The sequence below is a fragment of the Glycomyces sp. NPDC047010 genome (assembly GCF_040644205.1).
Lineage (GTDB): Bacteria > Actinomycetota > Actinomycetes > Mycobacteriales > Micromonosporaceae > Glycomyces.
The window spans coordinates 253,817-271,118 of record NZ_JBEYVY010000005.1; the positions used below are offsets into that span (position 1 = coordinate 253,817).

Annotated in this window: 16 protein-coding genes; 8 read left to right on the top strand and 8 right to left on the bottom strand. The window is 70.7% G+C overall.

The annotated features are described in order from the left end of the window. Window positions 1-158: 158 nt before the first annotated feature. Window positions 159-1,436, bottom strand: coding sequence for a serine hydroxymethyltransferase (gene glyA, locus AB0A65_RS12545; RefSeq protein WP_359950568.1), 1,278 nt, complete (start codon window positions 1,434-1,436; stop codon window positions 159-161). A 190-nt stretch (window positions 1,437-1,626) separates the two neighbouring features. Here glyA and AB0A65_RS12550 point away from each other — a divergent pair, with 190 nt between their 5' ends. After that, entirely contained in the window at window positions 1,627-2,898 is a 1,272-nt protein-coding gene (locus AB0A65_RS12550; protein WP_359950570.1) for a hypothetical protein, read from the top strand. A 51-nt stretch (window positions 2,899-2,949) separates the two neighbouring features. Here AB0A65_RS12550 and AB0A65_RS12555 read toward each other — a convergent pair whose 3' ends face one another. Next, window positions 2,950-4,446 carry a glutamate--cysteine ligase gene (locus AB0A65_RS12555; protein ID WP_359950572.1) on the bottom strand — a complete coding sequence of 499 codons (1,497 nt, stop codon included), beginning with the start codon at window positions 4,444-4,446 and terminating at the stop codon, window positions 2,950-2,952. Window positions 4,447-4,694: 248 nt separating this feature from the next. Here AB0A65_RS12555 and AB0A65_RS12560 point away from each other — a divergent pair, with 248 nt between their 5' ends. Next, window positions 4,695-5,399, top strand: coding sequence for a CDP-alcohol phosphatidyltransferase family protein (locus tag AB0A65_RS12560; protein WP_359950574.1), 705 nt, complete (start codon window positions 4,695-4,697; stop codon window positions 5,397-5,399). On the opposite strand, the gene AB0A65_RS12565 is transcribed toward AB0A65_RS12560, so the two are convergent. Next, window positions 5,396-6,547 (bottom strand): glycosyltransferase family 4 protein, encoded by a 1,152-nt coding sequence (locus AB0A65_RS12565; protein ID WP_359950576.1) that lies wholly within the window; start codon window positions 6,545-6,547, stop codon window positions 5,396-5,398. The genes AB0A65_RS12560 and AB0A65_RS12565 overlap by 4 nt on opposite strands. Before the next feature lie 264 nt (window positions 6,548-6,811). Here AB0A65_RS12565 and AB0A65_RS12570 point away from each other — a divergent pair, with 264 nt between their 5' ends. From AB0A65_RS12570 to AB0A65_RS12585, 4 genes are all read left to right on the top strand, one after another. After that, on the top strand, window positions 6,812-8,305 hold the full coding sequence (locus AB0A65_RS12570) for a sugar transferase (RefSeq protein WP_359950578.1): 1,494 nt from the start codon (window positions 6,812-6,814) through the stop codon (window positions 8,303-8,305). Window positions 8,306-8,387: 82 nt separating this feature from the next. After that, window positions 8,388-9,356, top strand: coding sequence for a UDP-glucuronic acid decarboxylase family protein (locus AB0A65_RS12575; RefSeq protein ID WP_359950580.1), 969 nt, complete (start codon window positions 8,388-8,390; stop codon window positions 9,354-9,356). A 69-nt stretch (window positions 9,357-9,425) separates the two neighbouring features. After that, window positions 9,426-10,583: an LCP family protein gene (locus AB0A65_RS12580; RefSeq protein ID WP_359950582.1), complete on the top strand. Its 1,158-nt coding sequence runs from the start codon at window positions 9,426-9,428 to the stop codon at window positions 10,581-10,583. Between the two features lie 205 nt (window positions 10,584-10,788). Then, a complete protein-coding gene (locus AB0A65_RS12585) occupies window positions 10,789-11,607 on the top strand; it encodes an SAM-dependent methyltransferase (RefSeq protein WP_359950584.1) in 819 nt (272 codons plus the stop codon). 122 nt (window positions 11,608-11,729) lie between these two features. Here AB0A65_RS12585 and AB0A65_RS12590 read toward each other — a convergent pair whose 3' ends face one another. Next, entirely contained in the window at window positions 11,730-12,605 is an 876-nt protein-coding gene (locus AB0A65_RS12590) for a helix-turn-helix transcriptional regulator (protein ID WP_359950586.1), read from the bottom strand. 119 nt (window positions 12,606-12,724) lie between these two features. Beyond that, window positions 12,725-12,967 (bottom strand): DUF397 domain-containing protein, encoded by a 243-nt coding sequence (locus AB0A65_RS12595; RefSeq protein ID WP_359950588.1) that lies wholly within the window; start codon window positions 12,965-12,967, stop codon window positions 12,725-12,727. A 544-nt stretch (window positions 12,968-13,511) separates the two neighbouring features. Here AB0A65_RS12595 and AB0A65_RS12600 point away from each other — a divergent pair. Continuing rightward, window positions 13,512-13,802 carry a hypothetical protein gene (locus AB0A65_RS12600; RefSeq protein ID WP_359950590.1) on the top strand — a complete coding sequence of 97 codons (291 nt, stop codon included), beginning with the start codon at window positions 13,512-13,514 and terminating at the stop codon, window positions 13,800-13,802. 123 nt (window positions 13,803-13,925) lie between these two features. Here AB0A65_RS12600 and AB0A65_RS12605 read toward each other — a convergent pair whose 3' ends face one another. Continuing rightward, window positions 13,926-14,195, bottom strand: coding sequence for a hypothetical protein (locus tag AB0A65_RS12605; RefSeq protein WP_359950592.1), 270 nt, complete (start codon window positions 14,193-14,195; stop codon window positions 13,926-13,928). Between the two features lie 27 nt (window positions 14,196-14,222). Beyond that, window positions 14,223-15,131: a phosphorylase gene (locus AB0A65_RS12610; protein ID WP_359950594.1), complete on the bottom strand. Its 909-nt coding sequence runs from the start codon at window positions 15,129-15,131 to the stop codon at window positions 14,223-14,225. A gap of 131 nt (window positions 15,132-15,262) precedes the next feature. Here AB0A65_RS12610 and AB0A65_RS12615 point away from each other — a divergent pair, with 131 nt between their 5' ends. After that, entirely contained in the window at window positions 15,263-15,958 is a 696-nt protein-coding gene (locus AB0A65_RS12615) for an NUDIX domain-containing protein (protein WP_359950596.1), read from the top strand. A 53-nt stretch (window positions 15,959-16,011) separates the two neighbouring features. On the opposite strand, the gene AB0A65_RS12620 is transcribed toward AB0A65_RS12615, so the two are convergent. Further along, complete coding sequence (locus tag AB0A65_RS12620) at window positions 16,012-17,190, bottom strand: hypothetical protein (RefSeq protein WP_359950598.1); 1,179 nt, start codon at window positions 17,188-17,190, stop codon at window positions 16,012-16,014. Window positions 17,191-17,302 lie beyond the last annotated feature (112 nt).

Sequence of the window (17,302 nt, forward strand, 5' to 3'; positions counted from 1 at the left end):
GTCACTCGCGGGGACTCGATGACTACTAGACGCCGCTCCCCGCCCGCCTGACGCACCCCGCGACGAAGTTTTTCCGTTCCGTAACGCAGGACACACGCGAAAGGCGCCCGTCCGGATGGACGGGCGCCCCTGTTCGCTTGTGCCGCTGAGCCTTCCGGCTACGCCTTCCAGCCCGGGATCGGGAACGCCTTCGTGTGCTCGCGGATCTCCCCGGCGACCACGTCCAGTTCGGCGTCCTTGCCGTCCTTCGCCGCCGAGACGGCCCGGTCGATCCACCCGGCGATGAGGTCCATGTCGTCCTCGGCCATGCCGCGGGTCGTCACCGACGCCGTGCCGATGCGCAGGCCCGACGGGTCGAACGGCTTGCGCTGGTCGAACGGGACCGAGTTGAAGTTCAGCTCGATGCCGGCCGCGTCCAGGGCCTTCGCCGCGGGCTTGCCCGGGATGTCCTTGCTGGTGAGGTCCACCAGGATCAGGTGGTTGTCCGTGCCGCCCGACACCAGGTCGAAGCCGCGCGCCGTCAGGCCCGCCGCGAGCGCCTTCGCGTTCTTCACGATCTGCGCCGCGTAGTCCTTGAACGCCTCGGTCGCCGCCTCGCGCAGCGCCACCGCGATCGCCGCGGTGGTGTGGTTGTGCGGGCCGCCCTGGAGGCCCGGGAAGACCGCCTTGTCGATGGCCTTCGCACGGTCCTCGTCGGAGGTGAGGATCATCGCGCCGCGCGGGCCGCGGAGCGTCTTGTGGGTGGTCGTGGTGACCACGTCGGCGTGCCCCACGGGCGTCGGGTGCGCGCCGCCCGCGACGAGCCCGGCGATGTGCGCGATGTCGGCCATGAGCACCGCGCCGACCTCCTCCGCGATGGCCTGGAAGCCCGCGAAGTCGACGGTGCGGGGGATCGCGGTGCCGCCGCAGATGATGAGCTTCGGCTGCTCCCGGCGGGCGATCTCGGCGACCTCGTCGAGGTCGACGCGCCCGGTGTCGCGGCGGACCCCGTAGGAGACCGCGTCGAACCACTTGCCGGTGGCCGAGACCTTCGACCCGTGGGTCAGGTGCCCGCCCGCGGGCAGGCCCATGCCCAGGACCTTGTCGCCCGGCTTCAGGAACGCCATGTACACGGCCAGGTTCGCAGGCGAGCCCGAGTACGGCTGCACGTTCGCGTACCCGGCCCCGAACAGGGCCTTCGCCCGGTCGATGGCGAGCTGCTCCACCTGGTCGATGAGCTGCTGGCCCTCGTAGTAGCGCCTCCCGGCGTACCCCTCGGAGTACTTGTTGGTCAGGATCGAGCCCGTCGCCTCCATGACCGCCTGGGAGACGTAGTTCTCGGACGCGATGAGGCGGATCTTCTCCGACTCGCGGCGTCCCTCGGCCTCGATGAGCCGCTCGATCTCGGGGTCGGCGGCCGCGAGGTTCGCGGTGAGGGCCTCGTAGGCGTCGGACATGCAATGCTCCTCGCTGATCGGCATGATCTCGCACGGCGACCGGGCAGGTGGCCTTGATGCCCCGAGCATAGCCGGAGGACCCGGCGGCACCCGCGCCCGTTTCCTCACGTGTGGGACGCCGCGACCTGCTTCACCCTCACGCGATCGGCCGTTCGAGACTCCATTGCGTACACGCAGTAGCGTGCGACGTATGTCACCTAGATCCGCCGCGAAGACCGTCGGCGCCGGATTCGCGGTCGCGGCCCTCGCCGCGCTCGCGCAGCTCGGCCTGGCCTACGGCTTCGGGCTCCTCTCCTGGGCCGACGCGGCCCCCGGCGCCGCGGACCCCGTCCTCGACTACCGCTGGAACGCCAACCTCGCATGGGTCGCCTGGTTCGCCGCGGCCTCCTGCGTCGTCGGCGGCCTCGCGTCCGGGGCGATCGGCTCCCGCGCCGCCGCGCACGCCACCCCCGGCACCCGCTTCGCCGCGGTCCTCGCGTCCGCGGCCGGGGCGTTCGCCGTCGGCCCGCTCGTGGCCCTCTCCGCCGAGCAGGGCGCCGTCTCCGACGGCTTCCCCACCGACCCGCTCGTCGCGGCCGGCCTCGGCGCGGCCGTCGGGTTCGCGCTGGCGCTCATCGGGCTGTCGTCCCGCTCGGTCGCCGTGAACGTCGGCGCCTCCGCGGCCCTGGTGTGGATCCTCGCGGTCCTGGCCGTGTTCGTGGACGTCGGCGACCGCGTCTCGCCCGTCACCGAGCTCGGCGTGTGGGGCTCGTGGGCCGCGTCCGACACGTTCCTGGGCACCCGCGGGTTCTCCATCGCGATCCCGTTCGTGACCGGGTCGCTCCTCATCGGCGCCGTGGTCGCCGCGTTCGCGCGCCGCAGCCACATCACCTCCTCCGGGTACCGCATCGCCGCGGCCTCCGGCATCGCCGGTCCCCTCATCGTCACCGTCGCGCACCTCGTCGCCGGGCCCTCCCGGCTCGACAACGCCGAGTCCCTCGCCGTGATGCTCGTCGGCCCGTACGCGGCCATCGCCGGGCTCCTCGGCTCGCTCGTCGTCTGCGCGCTCCCCAAGGCGGGCGGGCAGATCGACGACCGGCCGGAGCCGCGCACCCCCGACGGCCTCACCGAGTCCGTCCCCGGTTGGACCGTCCCCACCCCCGCCTCGGCCTACGACGACGCGAACGACGGCGACACCACCGACCTCGCCGCCCCGCCCGCGAAGCCCAGGCGGCCCACCCGCCGCGAGAAGCAGGCCGCGAAGGACTCCGAGCGCGCCGCCAAGCAGGAGGCGCAGAAGCGCGCCGAATGGGAGCCGCAGGAGGGCGACGACACCCCCAACCCCGACGTGGACTGGGTGCAGGAGCTCAAGGCCGTCGACATGGACGACGAGCCGAAGGAGGAGGCCCCCAAGCCCCGCCGCGCCAAGAAGACCACCGCGCGCACCCGCCGCAAGATCGACTCCGGCGACGCCGAGTCCTAAGCAGCGCAAGACAGAGCGGCCGGGCCCTTTCGGGCCCGGCCGCTCACGCGTCTACACCTCCCACTCGTGGACGGGCCGCCCGTCCGCGGACCTCGCCGCGTAGTCGAGGACCATGGCCCGCAGCGCGTCCCGGCGCTCCAGCCGCTGCCGGTGCTCGGCGACCTGCACGCGCGCCACCTGCCAGGTCGCGCCGTTCACGCCGCGGCGGCACCGCGACTCGATCACCCCGAGGTACCGGTCCGTGTCCCGGGTGCTCACTCCCATCGCCGACAGGCCCTCCGCGGCCTTCGGCAGCAGCTCGTCCAGGACCAGGCGCCGCACCGGCACCAGGCCCAGGCCCGGCCACCACTGGTCCGCGTTGATCCCGTGCCGCGCCGCCGAGCGGAAGTTCGCCGCCGCCCGCGCGAAGTCCATCCGCTCGCTCAGCGGCGTCTCCGCGTCCGCGAAGTGCGCGAGCAGGCCGTAGAACAGCGCCATGTTCGCGCAGATGTCGATCGCCGTCGGCCCCGCCGCGACCACCCGGTTCTCCACGCGCACATGGGGACGCCCCCGGTACACGTCGTACACCGGGCGGTTCCAGCGGTACACGGTCCCGTTGTGGTACCGCAGCTCCTGGAGGCTCGGGACGCCGCCGCCGGCCACGACCGCCGCCGGGTCCTCCTCGTCGCACAGCGGTAAAAGGGGCGAGAAGTGCCGGTAGTTCTCGTCGAACAGGTCGAGCACGCCGCCGATCCACCGCTCCCCGAACCACGCCCGCGGCTTCGCGCCCGCCGTCCGCTGGTTCGCCCGCCGCGTGTCGGTGCCCTGCTCGAACAGGATCACCCGCGTCTCCGCCCACAGCTGCCGCCCGAACAGGTACGGCGAGTTCGCGGCCGTCGCCACCTGCACGCCCGCGAACGCCTGCGCGGCGTTCCAGTGCCGCGCGAAGTCCTCCGGCGCGACCTGCAAGTGGAACTGCACCGACGTGTTCGCCGACTCCGGCGCGATCGACGAGGACGTGAAGTCCACCGACTCCGCGCCCCGGATGTCGATCCGCAGGTCCTCCCCGCGCTGGGACATGATCTCCTCGTTGAGGATCCGGTACCGGCGCGCGGTCGACAGCGCGTCCACGCTCATGTGGTCCGTCGCCAGCGTCGGCATCGTCCCGATCGGGCAGATCTGCACCCCGGCCTTCCCGGCCGCCTCCCGCACCTCCGCGAGCACCGCCGCGAGGTCGCTCTCGTACCAGGACAGCCCGGCGCCGTCGAGCAGCCGCGGCGGGAGGTTCAGCTCGATGTTGAACGCCCCCAGCTCGTGCTGCGCGCCGTACAGGGCGTCCTCGTCGCCCGACGTGTGCAGGTGCTCCAGGACCGCGTCGTTCGCGAACGCCGGGTCGCCGTCGGGCTCAACGAGGTCCAGCTCCAGTTCGAGTCCCGTCATCGGCCTGCCCCGGTCGAGCCGCTCGTCGGCCAGCAGCTGCGCGAGGGCCGCTCGTCCCGCCTGGAGCCTCGCCGAGTATGCCGGGTGATCCCAGTGCTTCAAGGCAGAGCCGGTCACCTCGTCGCCCATATGTCCCTCCCCAGGAATCGAACGTCCATCAACTCTAGGACGCTTGGTCATGCGCTGGCTACCAAAGGAGAAGTTGTTTCGTCCCAAATGGTGTAGGTCGCGCTCATATTAGGGAGTCGTCCGCCGCTGCGGTGTCGGGATCTTGACACAAGCGGGTTCCCCTTGACTGCGGACCGTCGCCGCGCAGGTCGGATGCGTTGCGACCGAGGCCACCCGGCGCCTCCCGGTGCTCCCGATAGGATCGCCGCGTGACCGATCAGCGCCAGTCCCGCGGGCCCGCCGAGTTCTTCGCCGCCAACCGCGGCGGCGGCCTCGTGACCCTGCACCTCGACCAGCGCGGCGGCGCGCTCTTCGCTTACGCCGCATGGCGGACCGGCCTGCGGCCGACCCATCTGACGGTGCTCAACCTGGTGCTCGGGCTCGCCGTCAGCGCCGCCGTGATCGCGTACATCCCGGCCGCGAAGGACGGCGCCCCGTGGTGGCCGGTGGCCCTCGGCGCGCTCGTGCTGTGGCACGCCGCGTACATGCTCGACTGCGCCGACGGCCAGCTCGCCCGGGTCACCGGGACCGGCTCCGACGCGGGCGCGCGGGTCGACATCCTGTGCGACGTGGCGATCCAGGCGTCCGTGGTCGCGGTCGTCGTCGCGGTCGTCGACGCCTACGCCCCTTGGGTTCCCGCGTGGTGCGGGGCCGCGTTCGCGGCCCTGTGGATGACGAACCTGGTCACCGCGGTGATAGCCAAAGAGGACTCGTCGGTGTCGATGGTGACGAGCACGAACATCGTCGTGAAGCTCATCAAGCTGGTGCGCGACTACGGGTTCGTCGTCGCCGTCATCGCCCTCGCGCTCGTACGGCCGGAGTCGATGGCCGCGGTGATGCTGTTCTTCGGGGCCGTCAACGGCCTGTTCCTCCTGGCGAGCATCGCCACGAGCGCGCGGGCCACGCTCCGCTAGAGCAGCTCCTCGTAGATCTCGACGAGCCGCCGCAGCGTCACCTCGGGCGCGAACACCGACTCGTAGCGGGCGCGCGCGTTCGCCGCGTACGACGGGTCCTTCGCGACCTCGTTGATCGCCGCGGCCAGGGCCGCGGGCTCGGGCGCGGCGACGACCCCCGCGGGCGCGGGCGTCCCCTCCCCGGCGATGAACGGCGCCCCGCCCATGCTCGTGACGACGACCGCGCGGCCCGCGGCCAGGGCCTCGATGCCGGAGGTCGGCAGGATGTCCTGCCAGATCGAGGGCACGACGACGGCCGCGGAGGCGGCGACGGCGGCGTCGCGCGCGACCGGGTCGAGCTGGCCCAGGTAGTGGATCTCGGGGTTCGCGGCGGCCGCCTCCTCCACGAGGCCGCGCAGCGGCCCGTCCCCGGCGATCCGCAGCGGCACCGCGGGCTTCGCGATCCTCCACGCCTCCAGCAGCAGCTCCACGCCCTTCTCGGGGACGAGGCGCGCGCCGAACAGGAACCCCTCGCCGAGCGGGGCGACCCCGGGGTCGGCGACGGCGTTCGGCTTGACGCGGATGCGGTCGGGCTCGATCCCGATGCCCGTCAGGTACTCGGCCATGGCGTCGGTGAGGGCGATGAACCGGTCCACGCTCCGCCAGGTGTCCTGGTGGACGCCGAGCGCGACGGCCATCACGGCGCTCTGCGCGCGCGAGCCCCGGTAGCAGGCGTGCTGCACCCCGGGGCCGTTCCAGCGCTTCCCGTGGCAGTCGCGGCAGTCGTGGCCGTCCCTGAAGTACAGCCCGTTCATGCAGTCGTGCCGGTAGTTGTGGATGGTCTGCACCACTTTGACCCCGTGCCGGTGCGCGGTCCTTACGACGGACGGCGACAGCAGCGGGTACGGGTTGTGCAGGTGCAGCAGGTCCGGCTTCTCGCGTTCGAGGACCTCGGCGAGGCGCCGCTGCGTGCCCGCCGCGTGTACGGGCGAGGCCGCGAGCAGCGCCTTCTTGTGCGCCGGAAGGGAACCGATCTCGTCGGAGGAGCGCAGGAACGGAACCACCTCCACGCCCGCCTCGCGCAGCGCGCCGATCTCGTAGTCCACGATGACGTTCTCGCCCGAGGGCTGCGCCGAGGAGTACCGGTTGTGCGCGATGACGATCTTCACGGGCATCCTTCACGGCAGGGGTGGCGGGAACGGCTTTCAGCTCGGCCGAAGATACCGCAGGAGCCGAATAGGTGTAGGTTGTCGGGTACCGTGTCGGCGGGCCGCCCGGTGATCAGGAGACGCAGCGTCGATCTCCGCCCGCGGACACTCACCTCCACCGTAAGCTGACGACCGCAGGGATGTGCAGTGGCTACGAGCCTGGAACGTCCAGCAAACAATATCCAGGGAAGCGGCAGTGTTCCGTACGGACGGACGGGGACCCAGGTGGCCGGTACTCGCGTAGGCGGCGACCCGCAGCTCGTCACCAACGGCGCCACCCGCCGCACCTGGCGGCGCCTCGTCCGCGCCTCCAACTGGCACCGCTACTACCAGGGCGCCCTCGTCGGCGCCGACCTGCTCGCGGCCCTCCTCGCCACCGTCATCGCCGTCAACCTCACCCACTCCCCGAGCGCCGGGTTCGACACCGACGACCAGCTCCACTTCTTCTACCTCACGGTCTGGCTGATCCTGCCCCTCGCGTGGCTGCTCGCCCTGTGGGGCACCGGCTCCTACGACCGCCGCTACTTCGGCATGGGCAACGAGGAGTTCAAGCGCGTCACCCGCGCCGCCATGTTCATGCTGGCGCTCGTCTCGTTCGCGGCCCTCACGTTCAAGGCCGACGTCTCCCGTGTCGCGGTCGCCGTCCTCCTCCTCTCGGCCGCCGCGCTCGTCATCGGGTTCCGCTACGGCGCCCGGTACGGCCTGCACCGGATGCGCCTCGCGGGCAAGGGCGTCCAGCGCGTCCTGCTCATCGGCGCCTACCCCGAGGCGCTGGAGGTGTACCGGACGGTGCGCCGCGCGCCCGCCGCCGGCCTGGTCCCCGTGGGGATATACGTCACCGAGGGCGCGTCCTCGGTCCGCAACCTCGACACCCCGGTCCCGGTCTTCGCCGGGACCGACGTCGTCACCTGCGCCGAGCGCCTCGAAGCCGACACGCTCGCCGTGTGCGGCTCGGCCTCCGCCGACGCCGCCGACCTGCGTCGCCTCGCCTGGCAGCTCGAAGGCACCGGCCGCGACCTGGTCGTGGCCCCGGCCCTCACCGACATCGCGGGCCCCCGCGTCCACATCCGCCCCGTCGAGGGCCTCCCGCTCCTGCACGTCGAGGAGCCGAAGATCTCCGGGGTCGGCTGGCTCATCAAGAACATCCTGGACATCTCCTCCTCGACGTTCGGCCTCATCCTCCTGTCGCCGCTGTTCCTGGCCGTGGCCATCGCCATCAAGACCGACAGCCCCGGCCCGGTGTTCTTCCGCCAGAACCGGGTCGGCCGCGACGGCGAGACGTTCTCGTGCTGGAAGTTCCGCACCATGTACATCGACGCGGAGGAGCGCCAGGCCGCGCTCATGATGCACAACGAGACCGACGGCCTCCTGTTCAAGATGAAGGACGACCCGCGCATCACCAAGGTCGGCAAGTGGCTGCGCCGCACCTCCATCGACGAGTTCCCGCAGCTCATCAATGTCGTGCGCGGTGAGATGAGCCTCGTGGGGCCCCGGCCGCTCCCGGCCGAGAACGGCGACTTCCTCGGCGACGTGCGCCGCCGCCTGCTCGTCCGCCCCGGCATCACCGGCCTGTGGCAGGTCTCGGGCCGCTCGGACCTGTCCTGGGACGACGCGGTGCGCCTCGACCTCTACTACGTCGACAACTGGTCGCTCACGACCGACCTCCAGATCCTTTTCCGCACCGTCGCCGTAGTATTGCGACGAAAGGGCGCGTACTGACGGGCACACGGGCGTGCGTTGAGCGAATGCACAGCCTGCGCCCAGGTGAACGCCAGGCCAACCCTGATAATCTGGGATCTTGATGACTACTTACGGAACCGGCAGCCGCATCCTCGTGACGGGCGGCGCGGGCCTGGTGGGCAGCCACCTGGTCGACGCGCTCCTCGCGAAGGGCTGCGACGTGACCGCCGTCGACAACTTCGTGACCGGCTCGAAGGCCAACCTCGAACCCCATGAGCGCCTCACCGTCGTCGAAGCCGACGTCACCGAGGGCCTCCCCGTGGGCGACGAGCCCTTCGACGCCGTCCTCCACTTCGCGTGCCCGGCCAGCCCGGTCGACTTCGCGACCCTCCCGGTGGAGATCCTCCGCGTCGACTCCGTCGGCACGCTGCACGCGCTCGACCGCGCGCTCGCCGACGGCGCCCGGTTCCTCATGGCCTCCACGTCCGAGGTGTACGGCGACCCGCTTGTCCACCCGCAGCCGGAGTCCTACTGGGGCAACGTGAACCCCATCGGGGTGCGCTCCTGCTACGACGAGGCCAAGCGCTTCTCGGAGGCCGCCGTCGCGGCCTACCACCGCCACAAGGGCCTCGACGCGGCGATCGTGCGGATCTTCAACACGTACGGCCCGCGGATGCGCCCCGACGACGGCCGCGTCGTCCCCAGCTTCATCTCCCAGGCCCTCGCCGGGGAGCCCCTGACCATCCACGGGGACGGCTCCCAGACCCGCTCGCTGTGCTACGTCGACGACCTCGTCGCGGGCCTGGTGCTGCTCCTGGAGTCCGGCGAGTACGGGCCCGTGAACCTCGGCACGGAGTACGAGCTCACCGTCCGCGAGATGGCCGAGGTCGTACTGCGCCTCACCGGCTCGTCCTCCACGATCGAGTACACCGACCGGCCCTCCGACGACCCCGAGCGGCGCCGCCCCGACCTCGCCAGGGCCCGCGAGCTGCTCGGATACGAGCCGCAGGTCCACTATGAGGCCGGTCTCAAATCCACGATCGACGACTTCGTGGCCCGCCGCTCCGAAGGCGGCATCGCCGTAGCCTGAGCCACAGCGGGCCGCGGCGCCCCGCGTGCGCGGTCCGGCGCGCGGGCGGACACCACGTAAGCTGGCACCATGACGTATTCCGGTTCCAACTACCGCGGCAGCGCCTCCGTGCCCCCCGCGGGCGGCGGGGGCGGCGCGCGCGTCGCCGCCGCGGCGGCCGGCGGCCCGACCCGGCGGGGCCTCATCGGCTCCGGGATCGGCCTCGTGGCCTCCATCGCGGCCACCGGCGGCGGGTTCGCGATCTGGTCCACCGCCAAGACCACCGACGCGGACCTCGACCGCCCGTTCGACCTCGAAGCGATCCCGGACGAGGACCGCCCCGAGAAGCTCAACGCGGCCTTGAACATCCTCATCGTCGGCTCCGACCACCGCGAGGGCAACGACGAGGCCGACGCGCGCTCGGACACGAACATCATCATGCACGTCGCCGAGGACGGGACCGAGGCGTACGGCATCTCGATCCCCCGCGACCTCTACGTGCACGTCCCCGAGTACGCCGAGGCCAGCAACTACCCCGAGTACACCGGGACCGACGCGAAGTTCAACGCCGCGTACGCATGGGGCGGCGTGCCGCTCACCGTCCTCACCATCGAGGACTTCACCGGCGTCCGCATCGACCACGTCGTGGAGATCGACTTCGCGGGCCTCGTCCAGGTCGTGGACGCCCTCGGCGGCGTCACCATCGACATCGAGGCCGCCGACGCCGACGGCTACCTCACCGACGAGCCCGGCGTCGAGTCGATCCACGGCGACCACATGTTCTTCCCCGCAGGCCCGACCGAGCTCACCGGCGAGCAGGCCCTGGACTACGTGCGCCAGCGCAAGCAGTGGAACCGCGGCGACTTCGCGCGCATGCAGCACCAGCAGGACCTCATCAAGGCCATCATGGACTCGGCGCTGAGCGCGGGCGTGCTCACCGACCGGTCCAAGCTCACCAGCTTCATCGACTCCACTTCGGACGCCGTCAAGGTCGACACCGAGTTCAACGTCGTCTCGACCGCGATCAGCCTCATGGACCTGCGCAGCGACGACCTGGTCTTCATGACCACGCCGAACCTCGGCACGGACACCATGGGCGGCGAGTCCGTGGTCGTGTACTCGTACGACCTGGAGAACCCGTCGAACGACAACCCGGAGGCGACGACCCTCTGGGACGCGATCCGCGAGGACACCGTGGGCGCCTGGGTCGAGCAGAACCCGGACCTCGTCGGCGGCGGCGAGGACTAGCAGGATTCGACGCGGGGCCCGGCCTTCCGGCCGGGCCCCGCGTCGTTTCCAGAGGTGCCTCCTGTCGTCCGATGTGGCACTAGTGGTCACCGATTCCGTTGCGGCCATTGGTGCTTGTGCGACTTCGTGGGGTGATCCCGAAGCCCGGCACTGTGATCAAGGTCGTACGATGTGCGCAACGTTCCTTCGATGAAGAGGCTGTGCCATGGCAGAGAACGAAGACCTCACGCCCGAATTCGACATCTCCAGGCCCACGATCGCCCGCGTCTACGACGCGATCCTCGGCGGCAAGGACAACTTCGCGGCCGACCGCGAGGGCCGGGACGCCTACGTCAAGTACGTGCCGAACGCGAAGGACGTCGCGCTCGACAACCGCGAGGGCCTGCGCAAGGGCGTGGAGTACATCGCGAACCACGGCGTCGACCAGTTCCTGGACATCGGCGCGGGCCTGCCGACGATGCAGAACACGCACCAGATCGCCCAGGCGGTCAACCCGGACGCGACGGTGGTCTACGTGGACAACGACCCGATCGTGCTCGCGCACGGCCGGGCCCTGCTCGCGACCAACAAGTCGACGACGATCGTCACCGCCGACCTCCGCGACCCGCAGAGCATCCTGAACAACAAGGAAGTCCAGGAGAACATCGACTTCACCCGCCCCATCGGGCTGATGGTCGTGGGCCTCCACATGCACTTCCACGACGACGAGCAGCCCGACGAGTGGGTGCGCGTCCTCCTCGACGCCTGCCCGAGCGGGTCCTACCTGCTCATCACCGACTTCGTGGACACCGGGGAGCCGCTCCAGAAGGCCATCGAGCAGGCCGGCCTGGAGTCCCTCGGCAACGGCTGGATCCGCACCCCCGAGCGCATCCGGGAGCACTTCCTCGGCCTGCCGCTCGTGGACGACAAGATCGACTTCATCCCGCGCTGGTTCCCCGGCGAGCCGGAGAAGGAGGTCCCCGCGGTGGAGGACATCGAGCCGTGGCACAAGATCATGATGGGCGGCATCGGCTACAAGGCCTAGACGCATTTCGAAGGCGCACGACCGCGGTCGTGCGCCTTCGGCGTGTCCGGGGAGGCACCGCTCACCCGATGGGGTGAACTTCCCTCAGGCGGACAGGTTCGTCCACGCCCGAGACATGGTGACTAGGAGTAGTGGTCGCGGATGATCGCGTTGATGATGTCCTGGGTGTCGCGCGGCGGCGACGCCTGGACGCACAGGTGCTCCATGGCCGCCTGGTAGGCGTCCACGTCGGCGTCGCGGTCGAGGTACAGGCCGCCGGTGAGGTGCTCCATGTAGATGACGTCGTCGAGCTCGGGGTAGGCGAAGCGCAGCCAGGTGAAGGGCGCGCCGGCGCCGGAGTGGGCGCCGCTGTCGAAGCGCACCACCTGGATCCGCACGTTGGGCCGGTCGCAGGCTTCGATGAGGAGCTTGAGCTGGTCGCGCATGACGCCGTACCCGCCGAAGGGGCGGTGCAGCGCGGCCTCGTCGATGACGGTCCACAGTGTCGGCGGGTCGGCCTCGCGGTCGAGCACCTTCTGCCGCGCCAGGCGCAGCTCGATCCGGTTGTCGATCTCGCGCAGCGGCGTGTGCCCGTACCCGAGCATGAGCAGCGAGCGGGCGTAGTCGCGGGACTGGAGCAGGCCCGGCACGAGCTGGACCTCGTAGCTGCGGATCGTGGAGGCGGCGCTCTCCAGGTCCAGATAGGTCTGGAACCAGTCGGGCAGCGCGTCCCCGTAGGGATGCCACCAGCTGGGCTTGTTGGCCTCGCGGCACAGCATGAGGACGCGGTCGATCTCGGCCTGGTCGGTCCCGCCGTACAGGACCATGAGGTCTTCGACGTCCCTGAGCCGGAACGAGACCCGGCCCAGTTCCATGCGGCTGATCTTCGACTCCGAGTTGCGGATCTCGAATCCGGCGGCCTTGCGGGTGATGTTCGCGGCCTCGCGCAGGCGCCGGAGCTGGCCGCCGATGATCATGCGCAGGGCTGTGGGACCGGTCGGGTTGTCTTCCTTCGCCATTCGTCCCACCTCCTCTCGCGGCGGTCGCCCGGAAACGAACAACTCACCCTGACAGGGTAGCCCGTCGGGCCCCTCCTGCCAGGGTGAGTGTGCAGCCCTTGGGCTTCCGTCTCTCGGTCCTAAACGATCAGGTCGTCGAACTCGCCGTCCTTGGCGCCCTCGACGAGGGCCCGGATCTCGGCGACCGTGTAGATGAGGGCGGGACCCTCCGGGAAGCGGGAGTTGCGCACCGCGATGTCCCCCTGGGGGAGGGCGGCCAGCTCGACGCAGTTGCCGCCGTTCGGGCCGCTGCGGGTGCTCTTGCGCCACGCCAGCGTCGAGGGGAGTTCCCCGGCCGGGATTCCGTTGCGTGCGTTGTCCATAGAGATCCTTCCACCAGTGGCCGGTAGGTCCGGCCGGATGCTCTTTTGCAGGTCAGACCGACCGTCGGAGGCGTGGAACCGGGTGCCGCGGGCATACCAGACGGTCGCCCAGGCGGACGATTCCGACATCCCCGTAGTCGATCGGATCAAGTGTCGCACATTACACACGGTAATTGCACGGGAGGATGGCCGCGCAAATGCACGTGCATCTGCCCGGTGTCGATGCATGTTACGATGAATGTGACAATGCACATAGACACGGCCGTAGAAGGTATGCGACCGTTGTCACGGACTCAAATGCCGCTAACCGACGCTTCGGGCAGCGACAGGCGGAACCGTCCGAAACCTCCGGGTCTTCGGATCGGCAATCGCCTTCGCGAACGGGCGTCGTGCATCTCATAACCGGACACACCAGTGCAGTGCTTGGCCGGGCCCGCTCCGGCGAGGCCCGATCGTCGCCCGGAGAGGGGTTGGGTGCCATATGGAACGTCTTGAGGCGCAGACGTTGCTACAGGCAGCCGCGGCAGGCAAGCTGCGGAGCTCGATGTGCCAGCAGGTGATGGCGATCGAGTACGACCGCAGCGGCCAGGTGCTCTACCGCTGCGCCCGCTCGTGCGGCAAGCACACCGCGGACGCCGTCCAGGTCCAGGCAGGACTCCTGTGGCACTACCGCGGACGCAGCCTCGGCGAGCACTACGGGCTCCCGGACGAGGACATCATCGACGACATGTTCGCCTCACTCCAGCTCGCCTGGATCCGCGACGGCGACATCTACACGGCGCGCTTCCGCTTATCGCAGCGCGCCCCCGAGACCTTTCTCTATTTGGTGGGATAGAGCTTCGGGGAGGCCGGTGGGGGCCTCCCCGAGCTCTTCACCAAGACCAGAACACATCGCGAACAGTGCTGACACACTGAAAAAACGGGCGGGACCAAAGCGGCCCCGCCCGTTCTCGTTCCTTCAGTTCACTCGGCTGGCGCCCCGGCCGTGCCTGCCGTACCCCCGCTCGCCACCGAGCGCGCCCCGCAGCTCGCGGACCAGTTCGGCCAGCTCCGCCTGGAGCGCCCGGTCGACGGAGGGCCCGGCGGTCCCGACGTACCCGCGGGACCCGTCGCCGATGGCCCCGACCGTGGCGGTGGCGTTCACCCCGGCGGCCGCGATCTGGACCCGCCCGGTCCGCGCCTGCTCGAACGGGTGGATGTCGAACAGGTCGAAGTCGTGCTCGTTCATGCTGCTTCCCTTCATTTCCGATGCCGCTCAGGGGCCTTCGTAGTACCGGTACGGCTGCTGCACCACTTGGCCGGTGGCGCCGTTGCCGATCGCGCCGGCCGTGCTCGTCGCGCCGGGGCCCTGGGCGCCGATGTTGTAGACCGGCGCGGGGGGCGCCGCGGCGGCCGGGGCGTCGGCGGGCTCGGGGTCGAACCGGTCGAGGAGCGCGAGCGCGAACGCCGCGGCGCGCCTGGCCGCCATCGGCTGGGTCAGCCGGTCGGCGTCCTTGTCCTTGTCGTCCAGCACGTCGGAGACGCCGCGGACCACGGTCGCCTGCACCGAGGGGCTGCGCCGCAGCGCGGCCATGGCGCCGAAGCCCTCCATGTCGATCGCGTACGCGTCGCCGAACGACTCCCTGATCCGGTCGGCGGTGTACGAGGAGCTCCCGGTGACCACCTTGGAGCCGGAGGCGATCGGCCGGTGGTGGACCGGCGGCGGGGCGTCGGCGTCGGGCTCGGCCCGCCAGATCCAGAAGCCCTCGCGGCTGACCTGCTGCGCCAGCTGGTCGAGGGCGTGTGAGGTGGGGAGGGCGTCGGGCCGCTGGAGCCATCCCAGGTCCGTGTCCTGGCCGCCTTCGTAGCCGTAGACCTTCGTCGCGGCCACGACGTCGCCGACGCGGGACTCCCGCAGGCCCCCGGCGACGCCGACGAGCATGAGGACCTGCGGCGCCCACTCCTGCACGGCGCGTTCGACGGCGGCGGAGGTCTCCTCGTTGCGCCGGCCCGTCAGGGCCAGGACGAGCCGCCACGAGGTGCGGCGGGCGCGGAACTCGTGCAGCTCGTAGATCGAGCCGCCCCTGGTCTCGGTGGTGTGCGGGCGGTGCCCGAGCAGGTCGGCGACGGCCGCGTACTCGACGTTGAGCGGGGTGCAGATGACGGCGGTGGGAAGGGTGGTCATGAAGCGCTCCTTGGGGAAGGGCCCGCGCCGGAGAGCCGCGCGAGGGTCAATATTGTTTCTTGTACAATTGACTGTTACGATCGTAGGCGTCCATGCGAGATATTGTCAAGTCACCAAGAAGGGGGATGTCGATGCGAGAAATGTTCCCGCTCGTACAGCTCACGGCCGATGTCGTCATCCTGACCGTTCGTGAAGAGCGCCTTGAGGTCCTGCTGGTCCGGCGCGGCAAGCCGCCGTTCGAGGGGATGCTCGCGATACCGGGCGGCTACATGGAGCCCGGGGAGAACCTGTGGCAGACCGCGGTGCGGGAGCTGCGGGAGGAGACCGCCCTGGACGGGATGGTCCAGCACCTCGAACTGGTGGGCATCTACACCGACCCGGGCCGCGACCCGCGCGGCCAGATCGCGTCCGGGGCGTGGGTCGCGATGGTCCCCGACCCCCCGGTTGCGAAGGCGGGCGGCGACGCCGCGGCCACGCAGTGGCTTCCGATCGAGGAGGCGCTCGAAGGCCCCCTGGCGTTCGACCACAAGCGGATCCTCCAGGACGCCGTGGAGAAGGCGCGCCGGATGCTCGACCAGTCGACCTCGGCGATCGCCTTCTGCCAGGAGGAGTTCACGATCTCGGAGCTCCGCCGCGTCTACGAGACCGTCTGGGGCGTCAAGCTCGACCCGGGGAACTTCCACCGCAAGGTCACCAGGATCGAGGGGTTCGTCGAGCGCACCGGCGGCGCCACCACTCGCGACGGCGGCCGCCCGGCCGGGCTCTACCGGGCCGGGGCGCGGAAGTGGCTGCCGTCCTCGATCCCCCGCCCCGAGGTCAGCGCCTAGCGAACGCGACGAGGGCGGCCGACCCCACCGGGTCGGCCGCCCTCGTCGTCCGCTCAGAGCCTGCGGGCCCTGCGGATTGCGATTGCTCCTCCTGCGATGGCGAGGAGGGCGGCGATCCAGAGGCCGGCTCCGGGGCCGGTGGTGGGGAGGGACGGGTCGGCGGCGGTGTCGTCATCGTCGCCGGTGCCGTTGGCGGCGGGGGAGGCCGAGGGGGGTTCGGGGGTGCATTCGATGGAGAAGGACGGGCCGGTGGTGTCGGCGTCGGTGACTTCGAGGGTCTGGACCGCGGGTCCGTCGACGGGGAAGTGGTCGTCGGTGAGGAGCTTGACCTGGTAGGTGCCGGGGAAGACGCGGTCGAAGTGGAAGTCCCCTTCGTCGTCGAGCGCAGCGACGATCGGGTCGCCGTCGTCGCCGATGACGGCGTCGCCGTTCTCGTCGAGGAGGGCGAGGCTCACCTCGCCGGCCATGTCGTCGCAGTGGCCGAGGACGTCCGTCGGCGCGGAGGGGTCGTCCGGGTCACTCGGCGCGGTGATGAGGACCGGCTTGAGCGGGGTGACGACCTCGTACGCCTTGGAGGCCAGCCAGAACTGGAACATCGGGATGCCCGAGAAGTCCGTGAAGGTGAACGTCAGGGACGCGATGGAGGCGGTGGGCTGGAACCAGCCGGTGGCGCCGACCGTGTCGCCGGAGTTCGTGCCGGTGAGCGTCATGGCTGCGGCGTCCCAGACGGGCTGGTCGGTGGCCGCGGACTTGCAGCCCGCGGGGCGTGGGGAGTTCTGGCAGAGGTTGAAGGAGCTCTGGTAGCCGACGTCGGCGGCGGTGAGGGGGGTGCCGCCCGCGGTGGTCCCCGAGATCTGGACCATGTCGACGTCGATGTCGCCCAGGGCGAAGCCCCAGTCCGAGGGGGGCGTGGGCGAGTCGAACGTGACCGTGGTGGTGGACGGCAGGTTCCCTCCGGTGGTGCCGATGCCGATGTAGCCCTGGTCCCGGGACGAGCCGAACGCGGCGCCGAACGGCGTGCCGTCGCCCATCCAGATCGTCTTGCCCGTCGGGGTCGTGACGGGCGCTCCGTCGGTGGTCAGGCCCGCGCCGGGGAAGCCCGCGGCCGGGCTGGACATCTGGAACGAGCCGGAGCCGCCCGACCAGGCGGCGTACCCGGGCTCGGCGGCGAACGCCGCCGAGGGGACGAGCACCGCGAGAGCGGTCGCGGCGGCGGCGGTACCGGTCAGCATCCATTGTGAACTTTGTTTCCACATGGAACGATCGTTGCAAACCGGGCATTCGGAACGGCTCTGCGACACGCGGGCACCGGGGCGCGGCCGACCGCGCCCCCGGTCGCGGGGG

What these genes read in the sequence shown, in the direction of transcription:
- AB0A65_RS12550 (WP_359950570.1), top strand. Translation starts at nt 1,627, where the DNA reads ATGTCACCTAGATCCGCCGCGAAGACCGTCGGCGCCGGATTCGCGGTC.
- AB0A65_RS12595 (WP_359950588.1), bottom strand. Translation starts at nt 12,967, where the DNA reads ATGGACAACGCACGCAACGGAATCCCGGCCGGGGAACTCCCCTCGACG.
- AB0A65_RS12615 (WP_359950596.1), top strand. Translation starts at nt 15,263, where the DNA reads ATGCGAGAAATGTTCCCGCTCGTACAGCTCACGGCCGATGTCGTCATC.
- glyA (WP_359950568.1), bottom strand. Translation starts at nt 1,436, where the DNA reads ATGTCCGACGCCTACGAGGCCCTCACCGCGAACCTCGCGGCCGCCGAC.
- AB0A65_RS12600 (WP_359950590.1), top strand. Translation starts at nt 13,512, where the DNA reads ATGTGCCAGCAGGTGATGGCGATCGAGTACGACCGCAGCGGCCAGGTG.
- AB0A65_RS12605 (WP_359950592.1), bottom strand. Translation starts at nt 14,195, where the DNA reads ATGAACGAGCACGACTTCGACCTGTTCGACATCCACCCGTTCGAGCAG.
- AB0A65_RS12590 (WP_359950586.1), bottom strand. Translation starts at nt 12,605, where the DNA reads ATGGCGAAGGAAGACAACCCGACCGGTCCCACAGCCCTGCGCATGATC.
- AB0A65_RS12610 (WP_359950594.1), bottom strand. Translation starts at nt 15,131, where the DNA reads ATGACCACCCTTCCCACCGCCGTCATCTGCACCCCGCTCAACGTCGAG.
- AB0A65_RS12620 (WP_359950598.1), bottom strand. Translation starts at nt 17,190, where the DNA reads ATGCTGACCGGTACCGCCGCCGCCGCGACCGCTCTCGCGGTGCTCGTC.
- AB0A65_RS12555 (WP_359950572.1), bottom strand. Translation starts at nt 4,446, where the DNA reads ATGGGCGACGAGGTGACCGGCTCTGCCTTGAAGCACTGGGATCACCCG.
- AB0A65_RS12575 (WP_359950580.1), top strand. Translation starts at nt 8,388, where the DNA reads ATGACTACTTACGGAACCGGCAGCCGCATCCTCGTGACGGGCGGCGCG.
- AB0A65_RS12585 (WP_359950584.1), top strand. Translation starts at nt 10,789, where the DNA reads ATGGCAGAGAACGAAGACCTCACGCCCGAATTCGACATCTCCAGGCCC.
- AB0A65_RS12580 (WP_359950582.1), top strand. Translation starts at nt 9,426, where the DNA reads ATGACGTATTCCGGTTCCAACTACCGCGGCAGCGCCTCCGTGCCCCCC.